Origin of the sequence: Pseudoalteromonas sp. c7(2019) (genome assembly GCF_011378625.1) — a bacterium.
Lineage (GTDB): Bacteria > Pseudomonadota > Gammaproteobacteria > Enterobacterales > Alteromonadaceae > Pseudoalteromonas > Pseudoalteromonas arctica.
Genome location: NZ_WTKS01000008.1, coordinates 183,192 through 206,180 on the forward strand (window position 1 = coordinate 183,192; position 22,989 = coordinate 206,180).

Consider the following 22,989-nt stretch of genomic DNA (forward strand, 5'->3'; position numbering starts at 1 on the left):
CATGAATATAGCAATCATTCCTGCTCGTGGTGGAAGTAAGCGTATACCTCGCAAAAATATCAAAGAGTTTCACGGTAAGCCAATGATTGCTTATTCGATTGAAGCGGCTTTAGACAGCAAGTGTTTTGATAAAGTAATTGTCTCTACAGATGATACTGAAATAGCTGATATTGCAATACAATATGGGGCAGAAGTGCCATTTATGCGCCCTGCTAATATTGCGGATGATTATGCAACTACGCTTGATGTAATAAAGCATGCTGTCGAGTATACCGAGTTACAGGGATGGGATGTTGAAAATGTATGTTGTATATATGCAACCGCTCCTTTTTTAATACCTGAGTTTATCCAGCGCGGATTTATAGAGCTGACATCGAGTAATATAGATTACGCCTTCAGTGCAACAAGTTTTCCTTTTCCAATTCAAAGAGCTTTAAAGCTTAATGATGCACAATGTGTTGAAATGTTTCAGCCAGAACATTTAAATACTCGTTCGCAAGATCTCGAAGAAGCATACCATGATGCCGGGCAGTTTTATTGGGGCACTGCGAAGGCATTTATAGCAAAAAAAGCTATTTTTGGAACAAGGTCGAAGGCTGTTTTGTTACCACGTAAACGAGTACAAGACATAGATACACCTGAAGATTGGGAATTGGCAGAAGCTTTGTTCCGAGCGATTGAATGCTAAAGGTCGTAATTAGGGCTGATGCATCTTCTTACATAGGCAGCGGCCATATCATGCGTTGCTTAGTATTGGCTGATAGGCTAAAACTAGATGGTCACGACGTTTTATTTGCCACCCGCCCGCAAAACGGTGATTTAGTCACATTTATAAAGCAGCGTGGTTTCTCTATTTATGAATTACAGCAACCTGCAGATTGGCTAGTACCAACCTCGACTGCGGATTATGCCGCGTGGTTGCAAGTCACTGAGTGTGATGATGCCCAAGAATGCGCTACTGCATTCGATAGTCCTGATTTAGTTATTACAGACCACTATGGTATTGGTGCACAGTGGCATAAGGTAGTAAAAAAAGCGTATAACTGTAAAATCATTGCAATTGACGACTTAGTAAGAGAGCACGCTGCAGACTTGATTATAGATCAAACATTGCTTAGAGAGCCAAGCGAGTATCGTTTATTAAACTCTAAGGCCACCGTCTTAACGGGCACGCAATATGCAATTATAAATACTCACTTTTCGCATCGACATTCATCACAATTGATAGCTTTAAATACATTAGCGAATACACCGCGTTTATTATTATCTATGGGGGGTATAGATGCCCCCAATGCGACATTGCATGTACTTGATGTTTTAAAGAAAAGCGTTAACCCGCCAATAACGACTGTATTGCTTAGCCCTAAAGCACCTCACTATAAAAGTGTTACAGAGTTTGCTGTAAAGCATAGCGCGTGGTTGACTCATATCGATTTTGTAGATGACATGGCTACTCTCATGTGTGAACATGATATTGCCATTGGCGCGCCAGGCTCAACGTCATGGGAACGTGCTTGTGTCGGCTTACCAAGTATTGTTATTGCACTTGCTGATAACCAGCAGACTATTTGTAAAAATTTAGAAGCCGTTGGTGCTGCAATTAGCGTTGAGTTAGAGGCGATTAGTAAAAGTTTAATGAAGGCCTATGAGCAGTTAATTACAGACTATTCAAAAATGCGAACAATAAACCTGCAGTTATGTGATGGGCAAGGTGTTAAGCGATTAATGAAGCATATTACTCAATTATTTAGCGGTTCACTAACCCTAAGATTAGCGACACAGCTTGATGTTGAACAGGTGTACGCTTGGCAATGTAAACCCGAAACACGTCGTTATGCACTTAATAAAGACGTTCCGAGTTTGGCTGAGCATCGGGCTTGGATGACTAAAAAGCTAGCAAGTAAAAATGACTACTTTTATGTCATTGAGCTAACCAATAGCAAAGATGAAAAAACGACTTCTGTAGGTGTGGTCAGGTTAGATATGACAGCCGTAGATACGTATACCATTTCCATCTTTATAGCACCAGAGCACTTTGGTAAAGGGGTTGCGAAACTCGCTTTAAAACAAGTAGATATATTGCATCCTACAAAAATTATACATGCTGTTGTACTAAAAGAAAATGCAGCATCACAAGCTTTGTTTAGCCGAGCTGGCTACCAACGAATTAATGAAGAGCAATTTACTCGACAACCTGTGGAGTGAGGGATTTATGAATAAATTTATTACTATCGATAACAGAAAAATTGGCCCTGGCTATGCGCCGTATATCATTGCTGAAATGTCAGCGAATCATAACGGTGATATCGAAAATGCCTACAAAATAATGGAAATGGCAAAAGAGTGTGGTGCAGATGCAATGAAGCTGCAAACTTATCGCCCTGATACCATAACAATGAAAAGCGATAACCCTGAATTCTTAATTAAAGGTGGGTTGTGGGATGGTAAAACACTGTATGACTTATATGAAGAAGCGCACATGCCGTGGGAATGGCATAAACCTTTATTTGAAAAAGCCAAAGAGTTAGGTATCACTATTTTTAGCTCGCCGTTTGACTTTACTGCCGTTGATTTACTCGAAGAGCTTGGTGCTCCTGCGTACAAAATAGCGTCATTTGAAGCCATCGATTTACCATTAATCGAGTATGTTGCGAAGACTGGTAAGCCAATGATTATCTCAACGGGTATGGCGAACGAAGAAGAAATACGTGAAGCAGTAGAAACAGCAAAAAATGCAGGGTGTAAAGAGCTTGTTGTACTGCATTGTGTAAGTGGTTACCCAGCGCCATCAGGCGATTATAATTTGGCGACTGTTGCAGATATGGCCACACGTTTTGATGTATTAACGGGTCTATCAGACCATACTATTGATAATACGACGGCTATTACATCAGTGGCGTTAGGCGCATGCTTAATAGAAAAGCATGTAACGCTTAATAGAAATGGTGGTGGACCGGATGATAGTTTCTCCCTAGAAAAGCCAGAGTTATTACAGTTATGTAGAGACTCTAAAATAGCATGGGAAGCGGTTGGTAAAGTAAATTACGAGCGAAAAGAGAGTGAAAAAGGTAATGCAATATTTAGGCGCTCACTCTATGTGGTAAAAGATGTTGCTGAAGGTGAGTTATTTACACATGAAAATGTAAAAAGTATAAGACCTGGTTATGGCTTAGCTCCCAAGTACTTACATGAGGTACTTGGAAGCGTAGCCACGCAAAGTATTAAAGCTGGAACAGCTTTAAAAAAATTGTATGTAGAAAATAGAAAAAAATAATCTAACATACTTTCTTATGCAATTATTTAAGCTATTTCATGCTAATGGTTATCAAATGATGAAAGGTTTTACACAGAATTTATAATTCTGGTTACAAATAATTGCAAAGTTTTTTATAGCTAGATTGCTCATCTGACTCTACTTCAAGTATAATACTCAGAGAATCAAGCCGTTAATGCTAAATTCTACAAGGATGGTGCATGTCAATGTATATTATTTTTATCAACCAAAAGATTTCAACGTGAATAAACTTTTTTCTAATTCATATATTTGCCATTTTCTTGGTATCGTTTTCACATCAATATGTGTTGTTTTATCTTCAATGTATCCAATATCTGAAGAGTCTGTTAGAAACTCGCTTATTTTAGTGTGTGGGAGTTATTTGGCAACGGCATTCGCTTTACCTTTAGTTGCAAAGTATCTATTAGTTGATCGTAAATATTATATAATACCCGTAATATTTTCTGTTTATGGTATCTCTTTATCTCTAATATTATTATTACGGTTTGATTATTCTTTATATCTATTAGCAATAGGAGCGGCTTTTAGTTTTGTTTGGCTTTTTATTACTACTATTTTGAGAACAGGACATAAAAAGCTTACTTTACATGTAATAGATAACTTTGACACGCAAGATCTAATTGACCATGAAAACCTCGACGTTTACTTTTTAACTGAACCATATAGGCAATCTGCAATTAAGGATGGCTTAGTTGTTGATCTCCACAAAAATATTACTCATCATCAAGAGAAGTTTATTGCTGATTGCAGCCTTAATAACATCCCAGTTTTCCATGCGGATAGTATCAAAGAGATGATTGATGGAAAGGTGCAAATAAAACATTTATCTGACAATTCAATTGGTACCTTACAGCCTAATCCAATTTATCAAATATTTAAGCGCCTTTGGGAGACTGTAATTATTGTTTTAACACTCCCCTTAACTCTTTTAATTATGGTTCTTACAGCTATTGCTATTCGATTAGAAAGTCGAGGCCCTGTTATATTTACGCAAGAACGTGTAGGACAAGCTGGTCGAGTTTTTAAAATTTATAAATTCAGAAGTATGACGGTAAAAACTAGTTGTGCAGAGGATAAGTTTGCTACTGAAGAGCATGCTAGAATAACTCGCATAGGTAAGGTGATTCGAAAAGTAAGAATTGACGAATTACCACAGTTTTTTAATGTTCTAAAAGGTGATATGGCATTAATTGGCCCACGGCCTGAACAAGAATCTTTTGTTAAGCTATTTGAACAAGAAATTCCATTTTATGGCTATAGGCATATAGTAAAGCCAGGTATAACTGGTTGGGCGCAAACTGTACAAGGTTATGCTGATGATACGGATTCAACAAAAGAAAAGTTAGCATATGACCTTTATTATATTAAACACTTATCTTTTTGGCTTGATCTTAATATTGTATTTAAAACCATCAGGACAATGCTAACGGGGTTTGGTGCAAAGTAACCAACTAGAAAGTGTGGAAAGACGTTAATATAAAATTTGATATTCATATTTAAAAGCTCAATCGTTAAATAAATGGAAGAATCTCCGGTTTGAAATTGCAGCTATTGGTAATAGAAATTTTTTAGTTATATATACCGATAGCTGGTATTTAGTAAGCCTTGACAGAAAGGGGTGATTAATATTGTCTTAAAATTACATTTTATCTGCTCGACTAAAGTTTAATATCTGTTAAGTACTGCCGTACTTTTAAATTGCCAGCGTTATCTCTGCCAAAAAGTCACTTTAACATGGCGATTATTTTTAATACCTAAATTTAATAGTGAAAAAATAAAACGAGTCATCGATTAATACAATAATGATTATTTATATAGTAACTTAAGCTTTGTGACTAAACTGAATAACCCAAGTCGCTACTCAGCAAGTAACAAAATTAGGTAATTACTTACAAAGTGAATTTAAATTTTTGAAATGAGAAGGTGGCTGGACAGTCCACGCTGTTAATAATTTAGCTTAAGACGATAGCTCACTTAAAAATTCAGTTAATCGAAGAACTCTCACAATTGCACCAATATAATTGCCTTCTTAGTGCTAGGTAAACTTAATTTATTATTTAAAAGTTATTAGCCACAGCACTGGTGTAGGAGCTATTACGGGGATTTACTTTAGACTACCACTTCAAATTTCGATATACATACTGCGTAATTACCTTGATTACCTTGATTACCTTGATTACATTTAATTCAACTCAAAAGTTGTACTTACAGTAAAAATAGATCTATAAATATTTACTGTTATAAACTACTTTCCAATTTCTATAATTGCACCTAGGTCCAAAACAGCCCTGTACTTATCTGCCAAAGCAGCTTTAGCATCATCATCGCCATGTACAATTTTTATATGGCTTGGCTTATTATGCATGCCCGTTACAAACTTAATTAATCCGTTTTGATCGGCATGGGCGCTGTACCCGCTAATTGTATGTACTTTTGCGTTTATAGTAATACGAGCATCATTTATAAAAATATACCCATTACGTGGGCCATATGTTTGAATTTCGCGGCCTAACGTTTTGTTTCCTTGGTAACCTACAAACAATACATCGGTGGTTTTGTCACTTAAAAATCGCTCAAGATAATTAACTATTCGGCCACCAGTGCACATACCACTTGCCGCTAATATTATGGCTGGTGTTTGTCGCGAACTTAAATAGTTAATAACAGCCAAATGCTCTTTGTGTGAATCAACCGTAGTTAGATTGTTAAAATCGAGCGGGTGCCTACCGTTTGCAACTTTGCGTTTGGCCTCGCTATCCCATAGGTGCTTAAACGTTTTGTATTGCTCAGTAAAATTGGCTGCCATAGGGGAGTCGAGTATTACGTGAATGTCTCGCCACTTAGACTTTTTAGATGAGCTATGTATGAGTTGCTCTAATTCATAAAGTAGCTCTTGTGTGCGGCCAATACTAAAAGCAGGTACTAAAACAACACCATTGTCGGCTACGGCGCGTTCAATAATGCTTTTTAGCGTTTTAGTACGCTCTTTACGGCCTTGGTGATTTTTATCACCGTAGGTTGATTCAATAACTAGGGTGTCGGCTTTATAGGGCGGCTTTGGCGAAGGGAGTAACGGGGTATATGGCGCGCCTAAGTCTCCGGAAAATACAACGCAATGTTTGTTGTTATCGCTATTTGTAACATCAATTTCAACGTATGCAGAACCTAATATATGGCCTGCACGCTGAAACCTCGCTTTAGCTTTACTGAGCCCTTTGCAAGGTAGTTCAAACCACGTTTTATAATCTACAGCAACTATACGTTTATTTAATAAGCTTAAGCAGGCAGCTATAATTTTAGGGTCGCGGGTTACACCCACTTTTAAAGCATCTTCAATTACTAAAGGTAATAAGCTGGCAGATGCAATACTTGTAAAAATAGGGCCTTTAAAACCGGCTGCTAATAAGTAAGGAATTCGCCCAACATGGTCAATATGGCAATGAGTAACAATAAGCGCAGTAACATGGGTAATATTAAACTCAATTGATAAATCGGCTTTAGAGTCTTCGCCTTGAAATAACCCGCAATCAATAAGCACACTTGTTTGCTCGTTAACGACTAGCTCGTGGCACGAACCAGTAACCCCATTAACCGCTCCGTGGTGAAGTATTTGCATTGTGCTTCCTTGTCATCAATTTGTTACATTGAATTTTAAGGTAGAAGTAAAGCCATAATTATTCAAGGTTCTAACGCTTGGGCTAAATTAATAACCTTATCTAGAAGCATGTACCCACCTGTAGGCGCGAATTTACTTCGCGCTCATGTTTTAACACCTAAAAAAGCGAGGTATAAAACCTCAGCTACAAACATGTACCAACCGGAGGTGCGAATTTACTTCGCACTCATGTTTTAACTCCCCAAAAGCGAGGTATAAAACCTCACCTACAAATATATACCAACCGGTAGGTGCGAATTTACTTCGCGCTCTTGTATTAACTCCAAAAAAAGCGAGGTATAAAACCTCACCTACAAACATGTACCAACTTGTAGGTGCGAATTTACTTCGCGCTCTTATTTATATATTTATTAAAAAAATATTAATTAAAGTTTTTAATAAATTTTCGCGGCTAAACTTTTGTTTAGCCCAATCTAAACATGGCTTTATAGGTACTAAACTAGCGTTAAAGCCTTTACTCCCTTTAAACTCAATAACAATATTTATTAAAGTGAGTGGCTATTAACCACTAAGACGTATTTACATAGGCACTCTATGTTGGCTATAATGTCGCCGCTGTTTAGTTTGGAATTGTATTTTTTGCAATTTAGTTATGTATTAAGGGCTACTATGGAATGTTGGTATTTAGTCGTATGCAAACCTAAGCAAGAAGAGAGAGCCAAAACTAACTTGCAAAATCAAGGGATTGAAGCGTTTTACCCCCAATTAACCACCGAGAGGCTGGTTAAAGGTCGTCGGACCGTCAAACACACTGCTTTATTCCCTAATTATTTATTTGTATGCCTTGAATCAAAAAATGGTAATTTTTCTGCTGTAAAAAACACCCGTGGAATAGGCGGTTTTGTTTCTTATGGGTCAAATTATCAGTTGGTTTCTAAGCACATAATTGACCAGCTAAAAAATGAACGTTCACACACTACTGAATCACAAATACCAAAAACAGGTGATGTAGTAAGTGTGAATAACGATTCATTCAGTAATATACAGGCAATATACAAAGAGCCCGATGGCGACTTGCGCAGTATTTTACTAATTAACTTACTTAATCAAAGAATTGAAGTAAGTGTAGATAATAAAGATATTAAACAATAATAACTAAAAACGTAGCAGCGGCTTTATGCCGCGTGAATTAAAGCGTAGCAGCGGTTTTACACCGCGTGAATTAAAACGTAGCAGCGGTTTTACACTGCGTGAATTAAAATGTAGCAGCGGCTTTATGCCGCGAAAAAATATTTTTATATCAGTAACTAGGAACTGTAACCTAAGGGCGGAAGCGTGCCTAAAGCACTTAAAGCTACATGGTTAAGTTCACTTGTAGACGCGCAGCTTGCTGGCGTGACGAGCAAAGCTCGTAATAGAACTTCTTAACAAAAGGGTTAAGAGCGCACTGCGCTTTAGATAAGTAAACAGCCATAAAGTACTTATTTAAATGTCTTCTCATTTACTCCTCATTCGCTTCTCTTTGTGCAATCATATTTTGAGTGATTTATTCACAAAGAGGTTAAGAGGGCGCTGCGCTTTAGAGAAGTAAACAGCCACAAGTACTTATTTAAATGGCTTCTCATTTACTCCTCATTTGCTTCTCTTTGTGCAATTATCAATAAATGTATTTCAAAAAGAAGTTATGAGCACGCTGCGCTTTTAACGTTGAAGCCCCGTGGCAAAGTTTAACACCGTGGTTACGGTCACTCGTAGACGAGTAGCTTGCTGGCGTGACGAGCAAAGCTCGTAATAGGGTTTATTCATGAAAGGGTTAAGAGCGCACTGTGCTTTAGAGAAGTAAACAGCCATAAAGTACTTGTTTAAATGCTCCTCATTTACTACTCCTCACTCGCTTCTCTTTGTGCAATTGGTGATGAATGCGTTAAGTGTTTTACTGAAAACGGCTATCAATTAAATTTATTCATAAAGACCTTATGAAAATACTGATATAATTTCAGTGCTAATTAAAAACTTAGTAACAAAGCTTTTACAAAGCAAAGACTATTGCTTCACAATAGTGCACATGCTTTAATTAGTCGGTTAAAATACAAGTGCTCACCAAGGTTGGTGAGTAAGTGCAATATTAAAATAATTTTGGGATTCTACAATGGCGTTAAGCTGTAAATCACTCGCATCAATACTCGCAATACTAAGCATGACCGGCTGTACAATAGTACCAGGCAGCCACTTTGAAGGTATAGACTCAGGCGAGCAAACACAAAACCTCGAACAAGATCTCGAAAAAGTAAACATTCAAATAATCGACTCGCTACTAATAAATAAACAAAATCAAGCGCGTATAGCAGCTAAACCAATTTCAAGCACTGATGGTTTAAACGTAAGTAACTACGAATACAAACTAGGTGTTGGCGACGTACTAACAATAGGCGTATGGGATCATCCAGAGTTAACAATACCGGCAGCAGTACAACGTACCGCAGAGTTTGACGGCTTTAGAGTACAACGAGACGGTACCATTACTTACGCTTACGCACCAAATATACCTGCTGCTGGTAAAACAATAAGCCAGGTACGTAATGAGCTTGTTAAACGCCTAAGCCGAGTAATAGAAGACCCTCAAGTAGACGTAAAAGTAGTTGGCTTTAGAAGCCAAAAAACCTACGTTACCGGTGAAGTTAACAAGCCTGGTGTATACCCAGTAACCGAAATTCCACTTACTTTAATTGATGCATTAAACCAAGCTGGCGGCTTAACTGATGCAGCCGATTGGCGCACAGTAACATTTACTCGTGGCAACAAAACAGAAGTTATTAAACTTGATGACTTTTATGCCCATGGTGATATTTCGCAAAACCGTTTACTGCAACATGGCGACATAGTGCATGTAAATCGTAACGATGCACAAAAAATATTTGTATTAGGTGATGTTAAAAAAGCAGGTTCAGTAACGCTTAACCGTTATGGTTTAAACTTAGCCGAAGCGCTAAGCGACTCAGGCGGCTTAAACGAAGCAACAGCCGACGCTAATGGCGTATTTGTACTGCGTAAAAGTGACCTAGAGCAAACTGGTGTTATTGCAAACGTATACCAATTACACGCTAAAAATATAGCAGCAATGGTATTAGCTGAGCAGTTTGAGTTACAACCGCGCGATATTGTATATGTAACATCGGCACCACTTGCCCGTTGGAACCGTGTAATAAGTTTGTTATTACCGTCGGTAGCATCGGTTGATAGCCTAGACGATATTTCATCAAACTAAGGGTTTTTAAAAATGTTTGATTCAGTTTTAGTAGTGTGTGCAGGTAATATTTGCCGTAGCCCAACAGGTGAGTATGTTTTAAAGCAAAAGCTTGAAGGCAAAAATATTAAAGTATCGTCTGCTGGGTTAACAGCGCTTGAAGGCAAACCAGCAGATGCAAAAGCAAAACAAATAGCACTTGCACATGGCGTTAATATGGATGCTCACCAAGGCCAGCAGCTTACATCAAGCTTAGTGGCGCAAAACAGCGTAATACTCGTAATGGAAGAACGCCATTTAAACGACGTACATGCTCGCTACCCAGAGGCGCGCGGTAAAACGTTTTTACTCGGTAAATGGATTAATAACGCCGAAATACCAGACCCGTACCGCCAAAGCCAAGAGGCTTTTGAACACGTTTATACATTAATCGACAGCGCGTGTAGCGCTTGGCAAAAGTATTTATAAGGAATGGCTAATTTAATGAATACCCAGCCGAATAACAGCGCTAGTAACGCTAATAATAAAAACACTAATAACACACAACCAACGCAAGAAATTGATTTAATGCCGCTACTAGGCGCATTGCTAGATCGCAAATATTTTATAGTAGCCGTAACCGCGCTGTTTATGTTTGTAGGTGTTATTTATGCAGTATTAAGTACCCCTGTTTACCAAGCAACAGCCATGATACAAGTTGAAGACGGCGGCGCATCAGTCCCTGGTTTTGACGATATGGCAGGCATGTTCGAAAGTACATCGGCCGCAGTAACCGAAATAGAGCTACTAAAGTCGCGCAGTATAATAGGTGAAGCAGTAGACACTTTAAAGCTTGATGTAACAGCAGAGCCTAAGCTATTCCCGTTTATAGGTAGCCGAGCATACCGTAAATTTACCCCAATGGATGATGGCAACTTAGCTGAGCCAAGTTTTGGCGCAAGCAGCTACGCGTGGGGTGGCGAGAGCATAAATGTATTTAGGTTTGATGTACCACGCTTTGCTGTAAATCAAGCATTTACATTGGTAGCGCAAGCTAATAATAGCCTTGTACTTTTAAATAGTGACGGTGAGCAAATATTATCGGGTAAAGTAGGCGAGGAGCTTACAAACGGTAAGTTTAACTTAACTATTCGTACTTTAAATGCACGCGCTGGTACAGAGTTTACAATTACTCGTAAAGATCGCCTAAATACTATTTTAGATTTGCAAACTGCAATTGGCGCAAGCGAAAAAGGCAAAGACTCAGGCATAATTAACTTAAGCTTACAAAGTACTAAACCAAGCTATGCCGAAAAAGTACTTGATAAAGTGGCCGCTATTTATGTACGCCGCAATGTTGAGCGCAACAGCGCTGAAGCGCAAAAGTCGTTGGAGTTTTTAGAAGTACAATTACCAGAAATTAAAAAACAGCTTGAATACGCAGAGCAACGCTTTAACGACTACCAAATAAAGCGCCAATCAATAAACATAACACTTGAAACACAAGGCGTGCTTGAGCAAGTTGTTAAGCTTGAAACCAAATTACAAGAGCTAAACTTAAAGCGTTTAGATATTGGCCGAAAGTTTAAAAAAGATCACCCTTCATACCAAGGCATACTTGAGCAAATTGAAGCGGTTGAAAGCCAAAAACAAGAGCTTGTAGGTGAGGTAGGTAATCTGCCAGAAACTCAACAAGAGCTACTACGTTTAAAGCGCGATGTTGAGGTAAGTAACCAAATTTACACACTACTGCTTAGTAAAACACAAGAGCTTGATATAGTGCGTGCTGGTACTGTAGGTAATGTACGTATTATTGACTATGCTGAGGTAAATATCAGTAAGCCAGTTAAACCTAAAAAAGCATTAATCGTAGTAATGGCAACTGTGCTAGGCGGCATGTTAGCAGTGGTAATTGTGCTTATACAGAAAGCAATGCATAAAGGGGTTGAAGACCCTGCAGAGATTGAAGCACTAGGCCTACCTGTATACGCAAGTGTACCGCACTCAGATTATCAAGATAAACTAAGTGGCTTTGCCGAGCGAGCCCGCAAAAACAAAGTTAATAAGCCTAAAAGTATACTCGCGCTAGATAACCCAGCCGACCTAGCAATAGAGGCACTACGTAGCCTGCGAACTAGCCTGCACTTTGCGATGATGGAAGCTAAAAATAACATTATTGCTATATCGGGCCCAAGCCCAAGCGTAGGTAAATCGTTTATATCGGTTAACTTAGCAAGTGTGCTTGCACAAAGCGGTAAAAAAGTACTGATTATTGATGCCGATATGCGTAAAGGCTACTTACAAACACAGTTTGGTTTAAAATGGGACGATGGGTTAAGTGATTACTTATCCGGCCGTTTAAACCTAGAGCAAGTTACTAAGCCAACTAAAGTTGAAGGTTTAAGTGTTATTACGCGGGGGCAAATACCGCCAAACCCTTCAGAGTTATTAATGCATAGTAACTTTAGCAAATTAGTTGAAGAAGTAAGAGCAGCTTACGATATTATAATTATCGACACCCCTCCAATACTTGCAGTAACCGACCCCGCAATTGTAAGTGCGCATACAGGCACTACATTACTTGTAACCCGTTTTGGCCAAAACCATGTACGTGAAATAGAACTCACGCGCAATCGCTTTGAACAAAACGGCATAGATGTAAAAGGCGTGGTATTTAATGGGGTAGTTAAAAAAGCAAGTAATGCTTATGGGTATTATGGATACTACAACTACGAGTACAAAAGCGATAAATAGTTTTTAGTTTAAATTAGGACCTATTTGGTGCTTTTAAATAAAAGTACAAAAAAATAAATTACAATGAAATAGTTTAAATTTATTTACTCAAAATAGAAGGCGTGGCTCTATGCTCTGTAGTATACCTGTATATTACTATGAAGAAATACAGCTACGGGTAGTGTAATTATCTACACTTATCGGAGTTAAGGGGGCTTATCATTAAAATAATAGATATCAGATTTAATCCATCAAGAATGTTCGGTTTTTTAGAGTTGTAAACTCGCTTTAAACGCAAAAATAGAGTCTTCTATAGAGTTTACTTCGCTGAGTTACTTATCCTTTTTACAGTTTGCGTGATTTTTATATACTAGTAAAAATAACTTATCAATAACCGTTTTTCTATTTGGGTAAATAATTTAGCTTAGTTTTAATAGTAGACCTAATAGCAAAATATGATTAGTTACTACTGACTTGCGTAAAGACTCACTAATATATTTAATTTTATTTTCACTAGAAAGTGCAAAGTTCATGTTGCCGTTGAAAGTTAGTCATGTATAGGAATATTATAATTTTGAGATTAAATCAGATAGTTTATGAATAGTTTAAAGACATCAACTTTTTTGATGCTTGAGCGGTATATAAAAGTTGCATCTGGTGCTGTTTATATACTGTTACTAGCAAAGTTTTTGGGCCCTGAGTTGTATGGTTTATACAGTGCTAATTTAGCTGTCGCAGGGTTTTTAGGTGTGTTCTCGCTAGCTGGAATAGATGGTTTATTTCAGAAAAGACTATCAGAATCAAATAACCCTTCTGAGGTTTTTTTTAGCTTTTTTGCTATTAAATTTATTCCACTAATTATTATTATTTCATTATATTACTCTTGGAGTCATTTCTTTTCAGAAGATCCTAGGGAGTTATTAATTTACTTCCTACCATTTACAATATCAATGATGATGTCTTTTTCTTATCAAGGGCTCCTTTATTTTGAAGATTACTCTAAAATTTTTATAGTGAGTTTTGGAGTCATTATTGTATCAAACTTATTTCGTCTGTATATTTTTCAAACTGAAATTTCAATAGAATTTTTCATTTTGAGCTACTCTATCGAAGCATTAGCGTTTCCTCTAGGTTATTCATGTTTTTTTATTTTAAAAAACAAGCAGTTTATAATTCCTAAAATAAAAGTGATTAAAGGCATTTTGAGCGATGGTTGGTATCTAATCATCTCTACAATTATTATCGGTGCAGTTTCAAAGGTTTCGCTACTTTGGCTTGAAAAAAATTCTACTTTAGATCAAGTTGGTAAATTAGCTCTATCACTTAGGGTTTTAGATGCATCGTTAATTTTAGCTGTAGCAACTTCGATGATGGGGTTAAGACTGCTCTTAAAAAGTTATAATACAGATTACTATATAATTAAGAAAAATGAGTATCTAAAAAGAATGTATTTCTTATCGACTCTTGCTACTTTAGTTATTTTTGTTTTCTTCTACTACTTTGCTCCACTCTTTTTTGGAGTAGATTATGCTTATGATCTTGAAACATCTTTGTATATTAGTTTCTTAGTGTTTTTTAACTTTTTAGGTATATATAATGGACGATTATTGGTAGTTGAAGGCCTCTATCATTTTGCATTAATAAGAAATACAATTGGGTTAATTCTATTTGTGTGTTTTTGTTTTTTATACTCTGACCGTTTTGATATAAAGATGGCTGTAGGTGGTTTATTAATGTTTTGGTTTTTTTCTTCATTTGTATTTATGGTTCTATTTAAAAGAACAAGAAGGATGGTGTTTCTTGAGTGTTAAAAGTAAAGTACTGAACAGGCTGGGTTTATCTAAAGTTTACTTTGATAAAACAAAATTTAATAATTCTATTACTGTGTTTGATACAAGCATAGGTACTATGAATGTAGGTGATGAAATCATTAATGATTCAGCTAAAAAATGGTTGAAATATTTATTTTCAAATGAACAGTTTATCAACCTAAGTACCCATGATGGGATAAGTAATGTTGGTATTAATAGATCAAGTACTAGTGACTACCGATTCGTTTGTGGATCAAATATTCTTAACTCTAATTTATTGACTTCTCAGCAGTGGAATTTTTCACCATTCGATTTTCTTAGGATTGAGCCTCTTACGCTTATGGGTGTTGGTTGGTCCAATTATCAAAAGAAACCATCTAGCTATACCAAATGGGTTTATAACAACCGATTAGAAAAAGATATTATACATTCTGTACGAGATAGTTATTCATTAAGCATGCTCAATACTATTGGTGTGAAAAATGTTATAAACACTTCCTGTCCAACAATGTGGGGTTTAACTGAATCACATTGTAAAAAAATACCACAAGAGCAAGCTGAAAATGTTGTTTTTACTTTAACTGATTACAGAGCTGATTTAATTAAAGATTCTGAATTGATTAAAATTTTAATTTCTAATTATAAAAGTGTCTATTTTTGGATTCAAGGCAGTAGAGATTTATCGTATTTCAATCAATTAGATAAAAATCTAACGAAGCACGTTATATTAGTAGCACCAAGGCTTGATGCCTATGATGTCATTTTAGATAGTTCGGAGTCTCTAGATTTTGTAGGTACGAGACTTCATGCTGGAATACGTGCTATGCAGAAAGGAAGAAGAGCAATAATTTTAGGTGTTGACAATAGGGCGATTGAAAAACAAAAAGATTTCAATCTGCCCGTGGTTTTAAGAGAGAATATTCAGAAAGAATTAACTAATAAGATTAAAAGTAATTTTCCAACAAATGTTAGAATTCCTGAAGAGTCTATTAATAAGTGGATGGAGCAATTTAAATGTTAAAAGTGGCTCATGTTTTTAAATCACTTTCTGCGGGTGGGATAGAAAAATGGTTGACTGATATTGCTATACATAACAACACTTCAAAGGATTTTGAATTACATTTTTTGCTTCAAAGTAAAGATAAAGGATTCTTCGAAGAGCAAATTCCTAATAATTCAGTCCAAATAAAAAAAAGTGATTTGAAAAGAAGTTTTTTTAAATACTGTATAGAGATGTATAAGCAATTAAAAACTGAGAAGTATGATGTTGTTCACTCCCATGTTCATCATTTTAGTGGGATTGTAGTATTTATTGCATTTTTAGCTGGAGTAAAGGTTCGAGTAGCTCAAAGCCACAATGACAAGCGCGATGAGTATAAAAATGTGAGTTTTCAGAAGAAAGCATACTTCGCTGTATGTAAATTACTATTGAAACTATTTGCTAATAAAAAAATAGCCGTTAGTGATAAGGCTTCCAAGTCACTATTTCAATTATCTAAGAATGTTTATATTTTACCTTGCGGACTTAGGTTGGTTGCACCTTTTCCAGAACAAGTAAATAAAAATAATGAACCAATCATAATTGGACATGTTGGAAGCTTTTCAAAGCAAAAAAATCATAACTTTATATGTGAATTAGCAAAAGCTATTAATGATGAATTTCCCAATAGCTTTAAGTTTAAACTTGTTGGTGGTGGAGAGTTACTTACTTCTATACGAGATAAAGTACGGAGATTAAATCTAGATAATACTATCACTTTTCTCGGTCTACGGGATGATGTAAAGGAATTAATGTTATATGACTTTGATTATATAATCCTTCCATCGCTTCATGAAGGTTTAGCTATGGTAGCCTTAGAAGCTCAGTATTATGGAAAGCCCTTAATCGTATCGGATACTTTATCCAAGCAACATACATTGTCTGATTATATTCTTTATAAAAGTATAAATGGAGTTGATGATTTCAAAAATACGATTCTAAACTTACAAATGCCTAAAGTAGAAAGTATACTTGAGTGTAGGAGTCGACTCGATAAATCCCCATTGAGTATCCGCTTTAATATGGAGAGGCTCAATGAGATATACGTCAGTTAGGTTGTTATAACCCATATGTATGCATACATTTTTTTTCCAATAATAGTCTCTATTATATTTTTCCTATACGATAATTACTTAGTCAGACTAAAGTCAATTGAGTTTAAAGCAGTTTCATTTATATTGTTATGCCTAACTAGCTTTTTCCTTTCGAGTTTATATGGATGGCGAGTAATAGAAGACGGATATGGTGGAATAGATGCAGATACGTATAAGTCTGTATTTGACGGGCTTTCTTATAGTTATTTTGATGCGCTCGAACAGCAGCGGTACGAAAAGGGATATGCAACTGTAGTTTGGTTTTTTAGGACTGTGATTGATAATTATCAAATTTTCCAATTTTTTTATTTTCTTGTTATGTTGTTTTTATATAGGTTGATTACTAAGTCCATCACAAGTTCTATATTCGGATTGTTTTCTTATTTTTTAATTGCTTTTTTCTTAATAATAAGTTTTAACCTTTCAAGAATGATGTTAGGTGTTTTTATACTTTTTTTTGTAGTTAAGTTTTTATCAAAAAATGAATACAAAAAGGCTGTATTGATTACTCTTCTTTCTTCATTGATACAAATGGTTTGTCTTTGGGGCGTTGTATTTATTATTTATTATTATGTATTGAATAAAGTGAAAAGTAAGACTCTTTTTATCTTCCTTTTTTTATTGGTCCTTGCTAATTCATTTTTGATTGTAGAAGTGTTCAAGGTAGTATTGATTAGTGTTAATTATGGGCATTACTTGTCTAAAGAAAGTGAGGGTTTTTCAGGAGCTAATTATTTATATGCAATCTATTTATCAATTATTTACTATTTATTTTTAAATAAGAGTGTTGTTAGTAACCCTGTATCTGATACGATTTTTAAGCTCCTACCAACAATGGTTTTTATTATTCCACTTTATTTTGCTATCCCTATAGCGTATAGATTTAACTTTATTTACATTCTCTTTTTTGCCTTCATTGTACCCGACCTTTTTATATTTCTAAAAAAGAATAATACTAGCTTTATATTGCGCATTATTATTGCCGTAGTCCCTGTTTTGTATATAACCTCTAAGGTTTATAATTTTTATACAAGAGATGTTTTAAGTGCTGAGAATTGGTCGTTACTACCTGCTTTCTATATTTTTTGAGAATGGTGTGTATGTTGTTTTATTGAAAGGTAGTTATATTGATTTTGTAGTATTAACTTAATTGAATTTGTATTTCGGAGGGCTCTATAAATTCACTTCGATGCGAAACTATATTGCGTAGAATAAAACCCACTTAATTACGAACTACTGTCATACAAAGGGGAACTAATAATGTTATAAAGAGTCTCCAATATTTTATTGAAGATATAAATTATCATAAGCATAAATTTTAAGTGTTATAAAGTACGGTTAATAAATTTTTTATTAAAGTATATACCCTTTGAAATATTTTCTTTCTTTATGATTAATACCATCGAGGTATCATTTTAGCATGGCTTCATATAAGACCTAGTTACGCTATGTAACACCGCATGTCATATCTAATTGATACTCATCGACACCTCTTATCCAGGATAAGTTGAATTTTTATTAACAGATTAAAAAATCTAAAACGTTAGGATGTCACGATGACAAATAAAGTTGTAATTGTACCGGCTTGTACAGACCTTAATCGAGGAGATCAGGCTTTAGTTTGGGAGGCTGCGTACTTATTGGAAAGCTCTTTAGAGGGAGATACTGACATTTCTATAGTTGACTACGGAAATAACGATGAAGACCGGGAAAAACAATCTAGGCAAACTAAAGACGCAGGCTTTAAAGTACTTAGAAACATAGTAGAGAATCCTAAGCGTATATCATCAGAGTCAAAAGTGCACAGCTCTAAATTTGGTTTTTTCATAGCAGGTCTATTAGCTATTGCTGACTTTATTAGGCATTTGACTATTTTATTTTTTCCTGTTGATTTTCTATTTAAATTCTTATTTCCTAATGTTGAGCATCAAAAAACTTTTAAAGTATTTAAGGCTGCAGACTCTATCGTAGTTAAAGGGGGCGGTTTTTTACATACATATGGAAAGCTTGGTGATCTCTATTATTTATGGTTTGGCTTATACTATTTATTACTTGGAAAAAGGTTAAATAAAAAAATTATAGTTTTACCTAATTCAATTGGACCGATCACAGGATATGGAAATCGATTATTTACTAAATGGGTGCTAAATAAATGCGATTTATTGTACGTTCGAGAGCGAGTGTCACTTGATTTTTGCAATGAAATTGGGATAAAAAATGCAAAGTATGCATTTGACTTAGGCTATTACGCCGAAGAAAGTTTTCCTGAAGAGAATAATAAAAAGTTAATCCAAGCCTGTATTGAAAAATACAGCACGACTAAACGTAATGTAGGCATTACAGTTCGCCCATATAGGTTTCCTTCATCTGATAATCCTGGTGAAAAATACGAGAAATACATTAAATCTATAGCTAAATTTTGTAATGAAAATAAAAATGAATCTATGTTTCATTTTATTGTTCAAGTGCAGGGCCCGAGCGCCCATGAAACAGATCTTATTGCTATTAAAGATGTCGAATCTCGTCTCGACAATAATTGCGAGTACTCGATCATAGATTTGGATATAAATTACAAAGAAATTATGACTATATACGACAAGTTAGATTACTTAATCGGGACGCGTTTTCACTCTGTAATATTTTCACAAGTTCAAGGGATCCCTGCAGCTGCGATTGCCTATGGTGGTAATAAAACTCATGGGATTATGAAAGAAATTGGTTTACATGAATATGTAGTCGATATTAATGATATAGAATATAGTGCGTTGCAAGCTATCTTCGATAATCTAATAAAGAATAATTTAGATTATAAGGAAAAGCTTGCTGATGCATTTGAAGCCATTGAAATGGATAAAAAATCTGTAGCTTCTGAATTAAGAGGGGTACTTGAAAGATGAAGGTCGGTTTTTTTCATGATCATATATTTACCAAAGGTAATGGTGTAATCCATTCTAGTGGAACCCTGGCTGCACAGGTTTGGGATCGTTTTTTTGATGCTGGAGCAAAAAGCCTTATTGTTTGCGGCCGGTTTTCAGACAGCATAAAATTAGGACCAATAGCTGAAAGAGATAATGTTGGTTTTGTTTTTTCCAAGAATCTGTCGAATATTTCTTCTTTAACATTTGGTTCTAATTGCAACGAAGTAAAGCAAGCAGTAAGTGATGTAGACATCATTGTTGCTAGATTACCTAGTGAAATTGGATTTAAAGCGATTAAAGAAGCTAAAAAACAAAAGAAGAAAGTTCTCTGTGAAGTTGTTGCATGTCCTTATGATGGGTTGAATTATCATGGTGGGTTAATTGCGAAGGTATATGCACCTTTAATAAGGAAGCGAATGCAGTACTGGGTTAACCAGTGTGATGCTGCTCTATACGTAACGGAACATGCATTACAAGAAAGGTACAAATGTGATGGCGTTAAAGCGAATGCTTCAAATGTAGAGATTAGCACTGTCGTTGAAGCCGAGCAGTTGAATTCTAGGCATACCCGATTTATAAATCGAGTTAACAATGGTGCTGTTAAAGTTGGTTTAATTGGAACTATGCAAAATGATTCTAAAGGGATTGATATTGCAATAAAGGCATTACGCAAAATTAAAGGAGTAAGTTTTCATATTCTTGGAAGTGGTAATCCTGATAGATTTTCCGAACTTGCTATCAATTCAGATGTTACTTTAAAGTATGATGGTTTCAAATCAGTTAAAAGTGATGTTTTAGATTGGCTTGATGACGTTGATATTTATATTCAACCTTCTTTTCAAGAGGGGTTGCCAAGAGCTACTATAGAAGCGATGAGTAGGGCCTGTCCTATAATTTCGTCGGATGCAGGGGGGCTTTCTGAACTAACTATGGACTGTTATATTCATAGTGCTGGTGATCACTTGAAGTTAAGAAAAGATATAGAAGCCTTGCTCCATAATTCTGAGCTCATGAAAGACAGCTCTCTACACAGCATATCTGTTTCCTCTAAATATTTGAGTTCTACTCTAAAGAAAAAACGAGCGAACTTTTACTCGCAGTTTATTAAGGGTAATGAGTGCTAATTCAGCTGCGTATAGCAGAAAGGGTTCATTTTGGAGTTGATACAGTTGAAAAAGTTTTTATATGTAATTAATGCTGACTGGTATTTTGATTTGCACTGGGTCGAGAGAGCCTTATATTTTAAAGATGAAGGGTATGAAATACATATTGCTATGCCTATTAATGATCCTTTGATTTTAGAACGGTTAAATCAATTAGGTTTCTCAATACATGCTTTACCCCTTGAAAGAACAAGTATGTCTATTTTTAATGAGTTAAAAATACTAATTAAACTAAAGAAAATTATAATGTTAGTTAGGCCTGATTTAATTCATTCAGTCACAATAAAGCCTAACCTTTACTCAACTATATTATGTAGATTTAATAAAATACCACTAATATCTACATATCCTGGTTTAGGAACTTTAGGCGTATCAAAAAAGCTAAAATATACACTATCTAGAAAAATTATTTTTAGTATATTAAGGGCGTTTTCGTCGAATCAACAAAATATAGCATTTTTTGAAAATGATGAGGATTTAAGCCTTTTTTGTGATAAAAAGGTAATTCCAACAAGCAGATTAGAAAGGGTATTTGGCGCTGGAATTAATTTAGAGTCTTTCTCATTTTCTCCTAGTTATAGAGAAAACTCTGAGGGTTTAAATGTTTTTTTTGCTAGCCGGTTATTAAAAAATAAAGGGCTCACTCTTTTGTTTGACTCTGTTAAAGAGTTGAATGAGCAAGGTGTGAAGGTTCATTTGAAAATTGCCGGAATATTTGATTCTGACTCGCCTTTTGCTTACACGGCAGAAGAAATTGATAAAATGGCGATCTACCCGTTTGTTGATTGGCTAGGGAAAAGAAGCGATATCAAAAATCTTATTTCTGAATCTGATGTGGTTTGCTTGCCTACGACATATGGAGAAGGCGTACCTAGAATTTTGATTGAGTCGTGTGCAGTAGGACGACCTATTATTACGACTCCTCTTGGGGGCTGTAAAGATATTTGTTTAGATGGCTTGAATGGTTTTCTTGTTGAACCAAATTCTCGGCAGTCTATTTCATTAGCATTAAAAAAATTAGCGTTAAATCATGCTTTAATTAATGAGTATGGGTTTAACGGGCGAAAACTTGTTGAATCTAAGTTCTCAAATCAAAGTGTCTTTGAGCAGCATAAAGATAAGTATAGATTTATGTTAACTGAAAATGAGGTATAAGGATGATCGGAGTTACTGGTTATTCAGGCTTTGTTGGCAAGGTCTTACTTGCGCAGCTACAAATTTCAGATATCTTACTCTTAGGGCGTCAAAAATCACCGAATTATAACCAATTTAAGCTGTTTGATTTAAATTCTACTCAAAGTTTAGATCTAGTCGATGATTTACATCTTGTTGATACTATTATACATATAGCAGCACGCGTGCATGTTATGAACGATGGTTCAAGTGATCCGTTAGCTGAATTTAGAGTCGTAAACACTGAAGGAACTTTAAACCTTGCTAGGGAATCAGCACGGGCAAACGTTAAACGTTTTATCTTTGTAAGCTCGATAAAAGTAAATGGTGAAAGTACTACAGGTAAGCAGCCGTTTACTGCTTTTGATACCCCTAGCGCAGAAGATCCTTATGGGATCTCAAAATATGAAGCGGAGCAACAGTTATTAGAGCTGGGTAAGGAAACAGGTATGGAGATAGTGATAATCAGGCCACCACTAGTTTATGGTAAAGGTGTTAAAGCAAATTTTTATTCATTAATGAAATTTGTTTATAAAGGTTTGCCACTCCCTTTTAGATCTATAAAAAATAATAAGCGTAGTTTAGTGTCAGTTTATAACCTAGTTGATTTAATTAAAGTATGCATTGAACACCCCAAAGCGGCGAACCAAGTTTTTTTAGCTAGCGATGACCATGACTTATCAACCGCTGAAATGGTTGCACTGATGGCTAAGGTACAAGGTAAAAAAAACTTAGCTCTTCCAGTCCCTGTTTGGTGTTTTAAATTAGCCGGTAAATTACTTAATAAAGGTGATGTAATTGATAGGTTGACTGGTTCTCTTCAATTAGATATTACTCATACGAAGAATACACTTGATTGGGCCCCACCATACTCTGTTGAGCATGGTTTTAAACTTGCAGCTAAAAAGTCTTCAATAAAATAAT

General features: G+C 35.7%; 17 protein-coding genes. 16 read left to right on the forward strand and 1 reads right to left on the reverse strand.

From position 1 onward, the window contains the following. Position 1 precedes the first annotated feature (1 nt). From pseF to GQR38_RS11080, 4 genes are all read left to right on the forward strand, one after another. Positions 2 to 688 (forward strand): pseudaminic acid cytidylyltransferase, encoded by a 687-nt coding sequence (gene pseF / locus GQR38_RS11065; RefSeq protein ID WP_165721192.1) that lies wholly within the window; start codon positions 2 to 4, stop codon positions 686 to 688. Next, on the forward strand, positions 682 to 2,205 hold the full coding sequence (gene pseG / locus GQR38_RS11070) for a UDP-2,4-diacetamido-2,4,6-trideoxy-beta-L-altropyranose hydrolase (protein WP_165721191.1): 1,524 nt from the start codon (positions 682 to 684) through the stop codon (positions 2,203 to 2,205). Before pseF ends, pseG begins: the two co-directional genes overlap by 7 nt. A 7-nt stretch (positions 2,206 to 2,212) precedes the next feature. Further along, positions 2,213 to 3,274 carry a pseudaminic acid synthase gene (gene pseI, locus GQR38_RS11075; RefSeq protein ID WP_165721190.1) on the forward strand — a complete coding sequence of 354 codons (1,062 nt, stop codon included), beginning with the start codon at positions 2,213 to 2,215 and terminating at the stop codon, positions 3,272 to 3,274. 241 nt (positions 3,275 to 3,515) lie between these two features. Next, a complete protein-coding gene (locus GQR38_RS11080) occupies positions 3,516 to 4,742 on the forward strand; it encodes an exopolysaccharide biosynthesis polyprenyl glycosylphosphotransferase (protein WP_024589829.1) in 1,227 nt (408 codons plus the stop codon). Positions 4,743 to 5,540: 798 nt separating this feature from the next. On the opposite strand, the gene GQR38_RS11085 is transcribed toward GQR38_RS11080, so the two are convergent. After that, complete coding sequence (locus tag GQR38_RS11085; protein ID WP_165721189.1) at positions 5,541 to 6,911, reverse strand: MBL fold metallo-hydrolase; 1,371 nt, start codon at positions 6,909 to 6,911, stop codon at positions 5,541 to 5,543. Positions 6,912 to 7,580: 669 nt separating this feature from the next. Here GQR38_RS11085 and rfaH point away from each other — a divergent pair. From rfaH to GQR38_RS11150, 12 genes are all read left to right on the forward strand, one after another. Continuing rightward, a complete protein-coding gene (rfaH, locus tag GQR38_RS11090) occupies positions 7,581 to 8,063 on the forward strand; it encodes a transcription/translation regulatory transformer protein RfaH (RefSeq protein ID WP_165721188.1) in 483 nt (160 codons plus the stop codon). Positions 8,064 to 9,060: 997 nt separating this feature from the next. Beyond that, a complete protein-coding gene (locus GQR38_RS11100; protein WP_165721186.1) occupies positions 9,061 to 10,176 on the forward strand; it encodes a polysaccharide export protein in 1,116 nt (371 codons plus the stop codon). 12 nt (positions 10,177 to 10,188) lie between these two features. Continuing rightward, entirely contained in the window at positions 10,189 to 10,623 is a 435-nt protein-coding gene (locus GQR38_RS11105) for a low molecular weight protein-tyrosine-phosphatase (RefSeq protein WP_007582278.1), read from the forward strand. Positions 10,624 to 10,638: 15 nt separating this feature from the next. Beyond that, positions 10,639 to 12,888, forward strand: a complete 2,250-nt coding sequence (locus tag GQR38_RS11110) for a polysaccharide biosynthesis tyrosine autokinase (protein WP_165721185.1) — start codon at positions 10,639 to 10,641, stop codon at positions 12,886 to 12,888. 575 nt (positions 12,889 to 13,463) lie between these two features. Beyond that, entirely contained in the window at positions 13,464 to 14,678 is a 1,215-nt protein-coding gene (locus GQR38_RS11115; protein ID WP_165721184.1) for an oligosaccharide flippase family protein, read from the forward strand. Further along, a complete protein-coding gene (locus GQR38_RS11120; RefSeq protein WP_165721183.1) occupies positions 14,668 to 15,699 on the forward strand; it encodes a polysaccharide pyruvyl transferase family protein in 1,032 nt (343 codons plus the stop codon). The genes GQR38_RS11115 and GQR38_RS11120 overlap by 11 nt, the downstream gene beginning before the upstream one ends. After that, positions 15,693 to 16,772 (forward strand): glycosyltransferase, encoded by a 1,080-nt coding sequence (locus tag GQR38_RS11125; protein WP_165721182.1) that lies wholly within the window; start codon positions 15,693 to 15,695, stop codon positions 16,770 to 16,772. The genes GQR38_RS11120 and GQR38_RS11125 overlap by 7 nt, the downstream gene beginning before the upstream one ends. Before the next feature lie 15 nt (positions 16,773 to 16,787). Then, positions 16,788 to 17,900: an EpsG family protein gene (locus GQR38_RS11130; protein ID WP_165721181.1), complete on the forward strand. Its 1,113-nt coding sequence runs from the start codon at positions 16,788 to 16,790 to the stop codon at positions 17,898 to 17,900. Between the two features lie 467 nt (positions 17,901 to 18,367). Further along, on the forward strand, positions 18,368 to 19,708 hold the full coding sequence (locus tag GQR38_RS11135; RefSeq protein ID WP_165721180.1) for a polysaccharide pyruvyl transferase family protein: 1,341 nt from the start codon (positions 18,368 to 18,370) through the stop codon (positions 19,706 to 19,708). Beyond that, positions 19,705 to 20,853: a glycosyltransferase gene (locus GQR38_RS11140; protein WP_165721179.1), complete on the forward strand. Its 1,149-nt coding sequence runs from the start codon at positions 19,705 to 19,707 to the stop codon at positions 20,851 to 20,853. The genes GQR38_RS11135 and GQR38_RS11140 overlap by 4 nt, the downstream gene beginning before the upstream one ends. 45 nt (positions 20,854 to 20,898) lie before the next feature. Beyond that, positions 20,899 to 22,047: a glycosyltransferase family 4 protein gene (locus tag GQR38_RS11145; protein WP_165721178.1), complete on the forward strand. Its 1,149-nt coding sequence runs from the start codon at positions 20,899 to 20,901 to the stop codon at positions 22,045 to 22,047. A 2-nt stretch (positions 22,048 to 22,049) separates the two neighbouring features. Beyond that, positions 22,050 to 22,988, forward strand: coding sequence for an SDR family oxidoreductase (locus tag GQR38_RS11150; RefSeq protein ID WP_165721177.1), 939 nt, complete (start codon positions 22,050 to 22,052; stop codon positions 22,986 to 22,988). The last annotated feature ends 1 nt before the right edge of the window (position 22,989 follow it).

Bases quoted from the DNA above. Each gene is read 5' to 3' on its own strand.
- pseF (WP_165721192.1), top strand. From the start codon at position 2: ATGAATATAGCAATCATTCCTGCTCGTGGTGGAAGTAAGCGTATACCT.
- pseG (WP_165721191.1), top strand. From the start codon at position 682: ATGCTAAAGGTCGTAATTAGGGCTGATGCATCTTCTTACATAGGCAGC.
- pseI (WP_165721190.1), top strand. From the start codon at position 2,213: ATGAATAAATTTATTACTATCGATAACAGAAAAATTGGCCCTGGCTAT.
- GQR38_RS11085 (WP_165721189.1), bottom strand. From the start codon at position 6,911: ATGCAAATACTTCACCACGGAGCGGTTAATGGGGTTACTGGTTCGTGC.
- rfaH (WP_165721188.1), top strand. From the start codon at position 7,581: ATGGAATGTTGGTATTTAGTCGTATGCAAACCTAAGCAAGAAGAGAGA.
- GQR38_RS11100 (WP_165721186.1), top strand. From the start codon at position 9,061: ATGGCGTTAAGCTGTAAATCACTCGCATCAATACTCGCAATACTAAGC.
- GQR38_RS11105 (WP_007582278.1), top strand. From the start codon at position 10,189: ATGTTTGATTCAGTTTTAGTAGTGTGTGCAGGTAATATTTGCCGTAGC.
- GQR38_RS11110 (WP_165721185.1), top strand. From the start codon at position 10,639: ATGAATACCCAGCCGAATAACAGCGCTAGTAACGCTAATAATAAAAAC.
- GQR38_RS11115 (WP_165721184.1), top strand. From the start codon at position 13,464: ATGAATAGTTTAAAGACATCAACTTTTTTGATGCTTGAGCGGTATATA.
- GQR38_RS11125 (WP_165721182.1), top strand. From the start codon at position 15,693: ATGTTAAAAGTGGCTCATGTTTTTAAATCACTTTCTGCGGGTGGGATA.
- GQR38_RS11130 (WP_165721181.1), top strand. From the start codon at position 16,788: ATGTATGCATACATTTTTTTTCCAATAATAGTCTCTATTATATTTTTC.
- GQR38_RS11135 (WP_165721180.1), top strand. From the start codon at position 18,368: ATGACAAATAAAGTTGTAATTGTACCGGCTTGTACAGACCTTAATCGA.
- GQR38_RS11140 (WP_165721179.1), top strand. From the start codon at position 19,705: ATGAAGGTCGGTTTTTTTCATGATCATATATTTACCAAAGGTAATGGT.
- GQR38_RS11150 (WP_165721177.1), top strand. From the start codon at position 22,050: ATGATCGGAGTTACTGGTTATTCAGGCTTTGTTGGCAAGGTCTTACTT.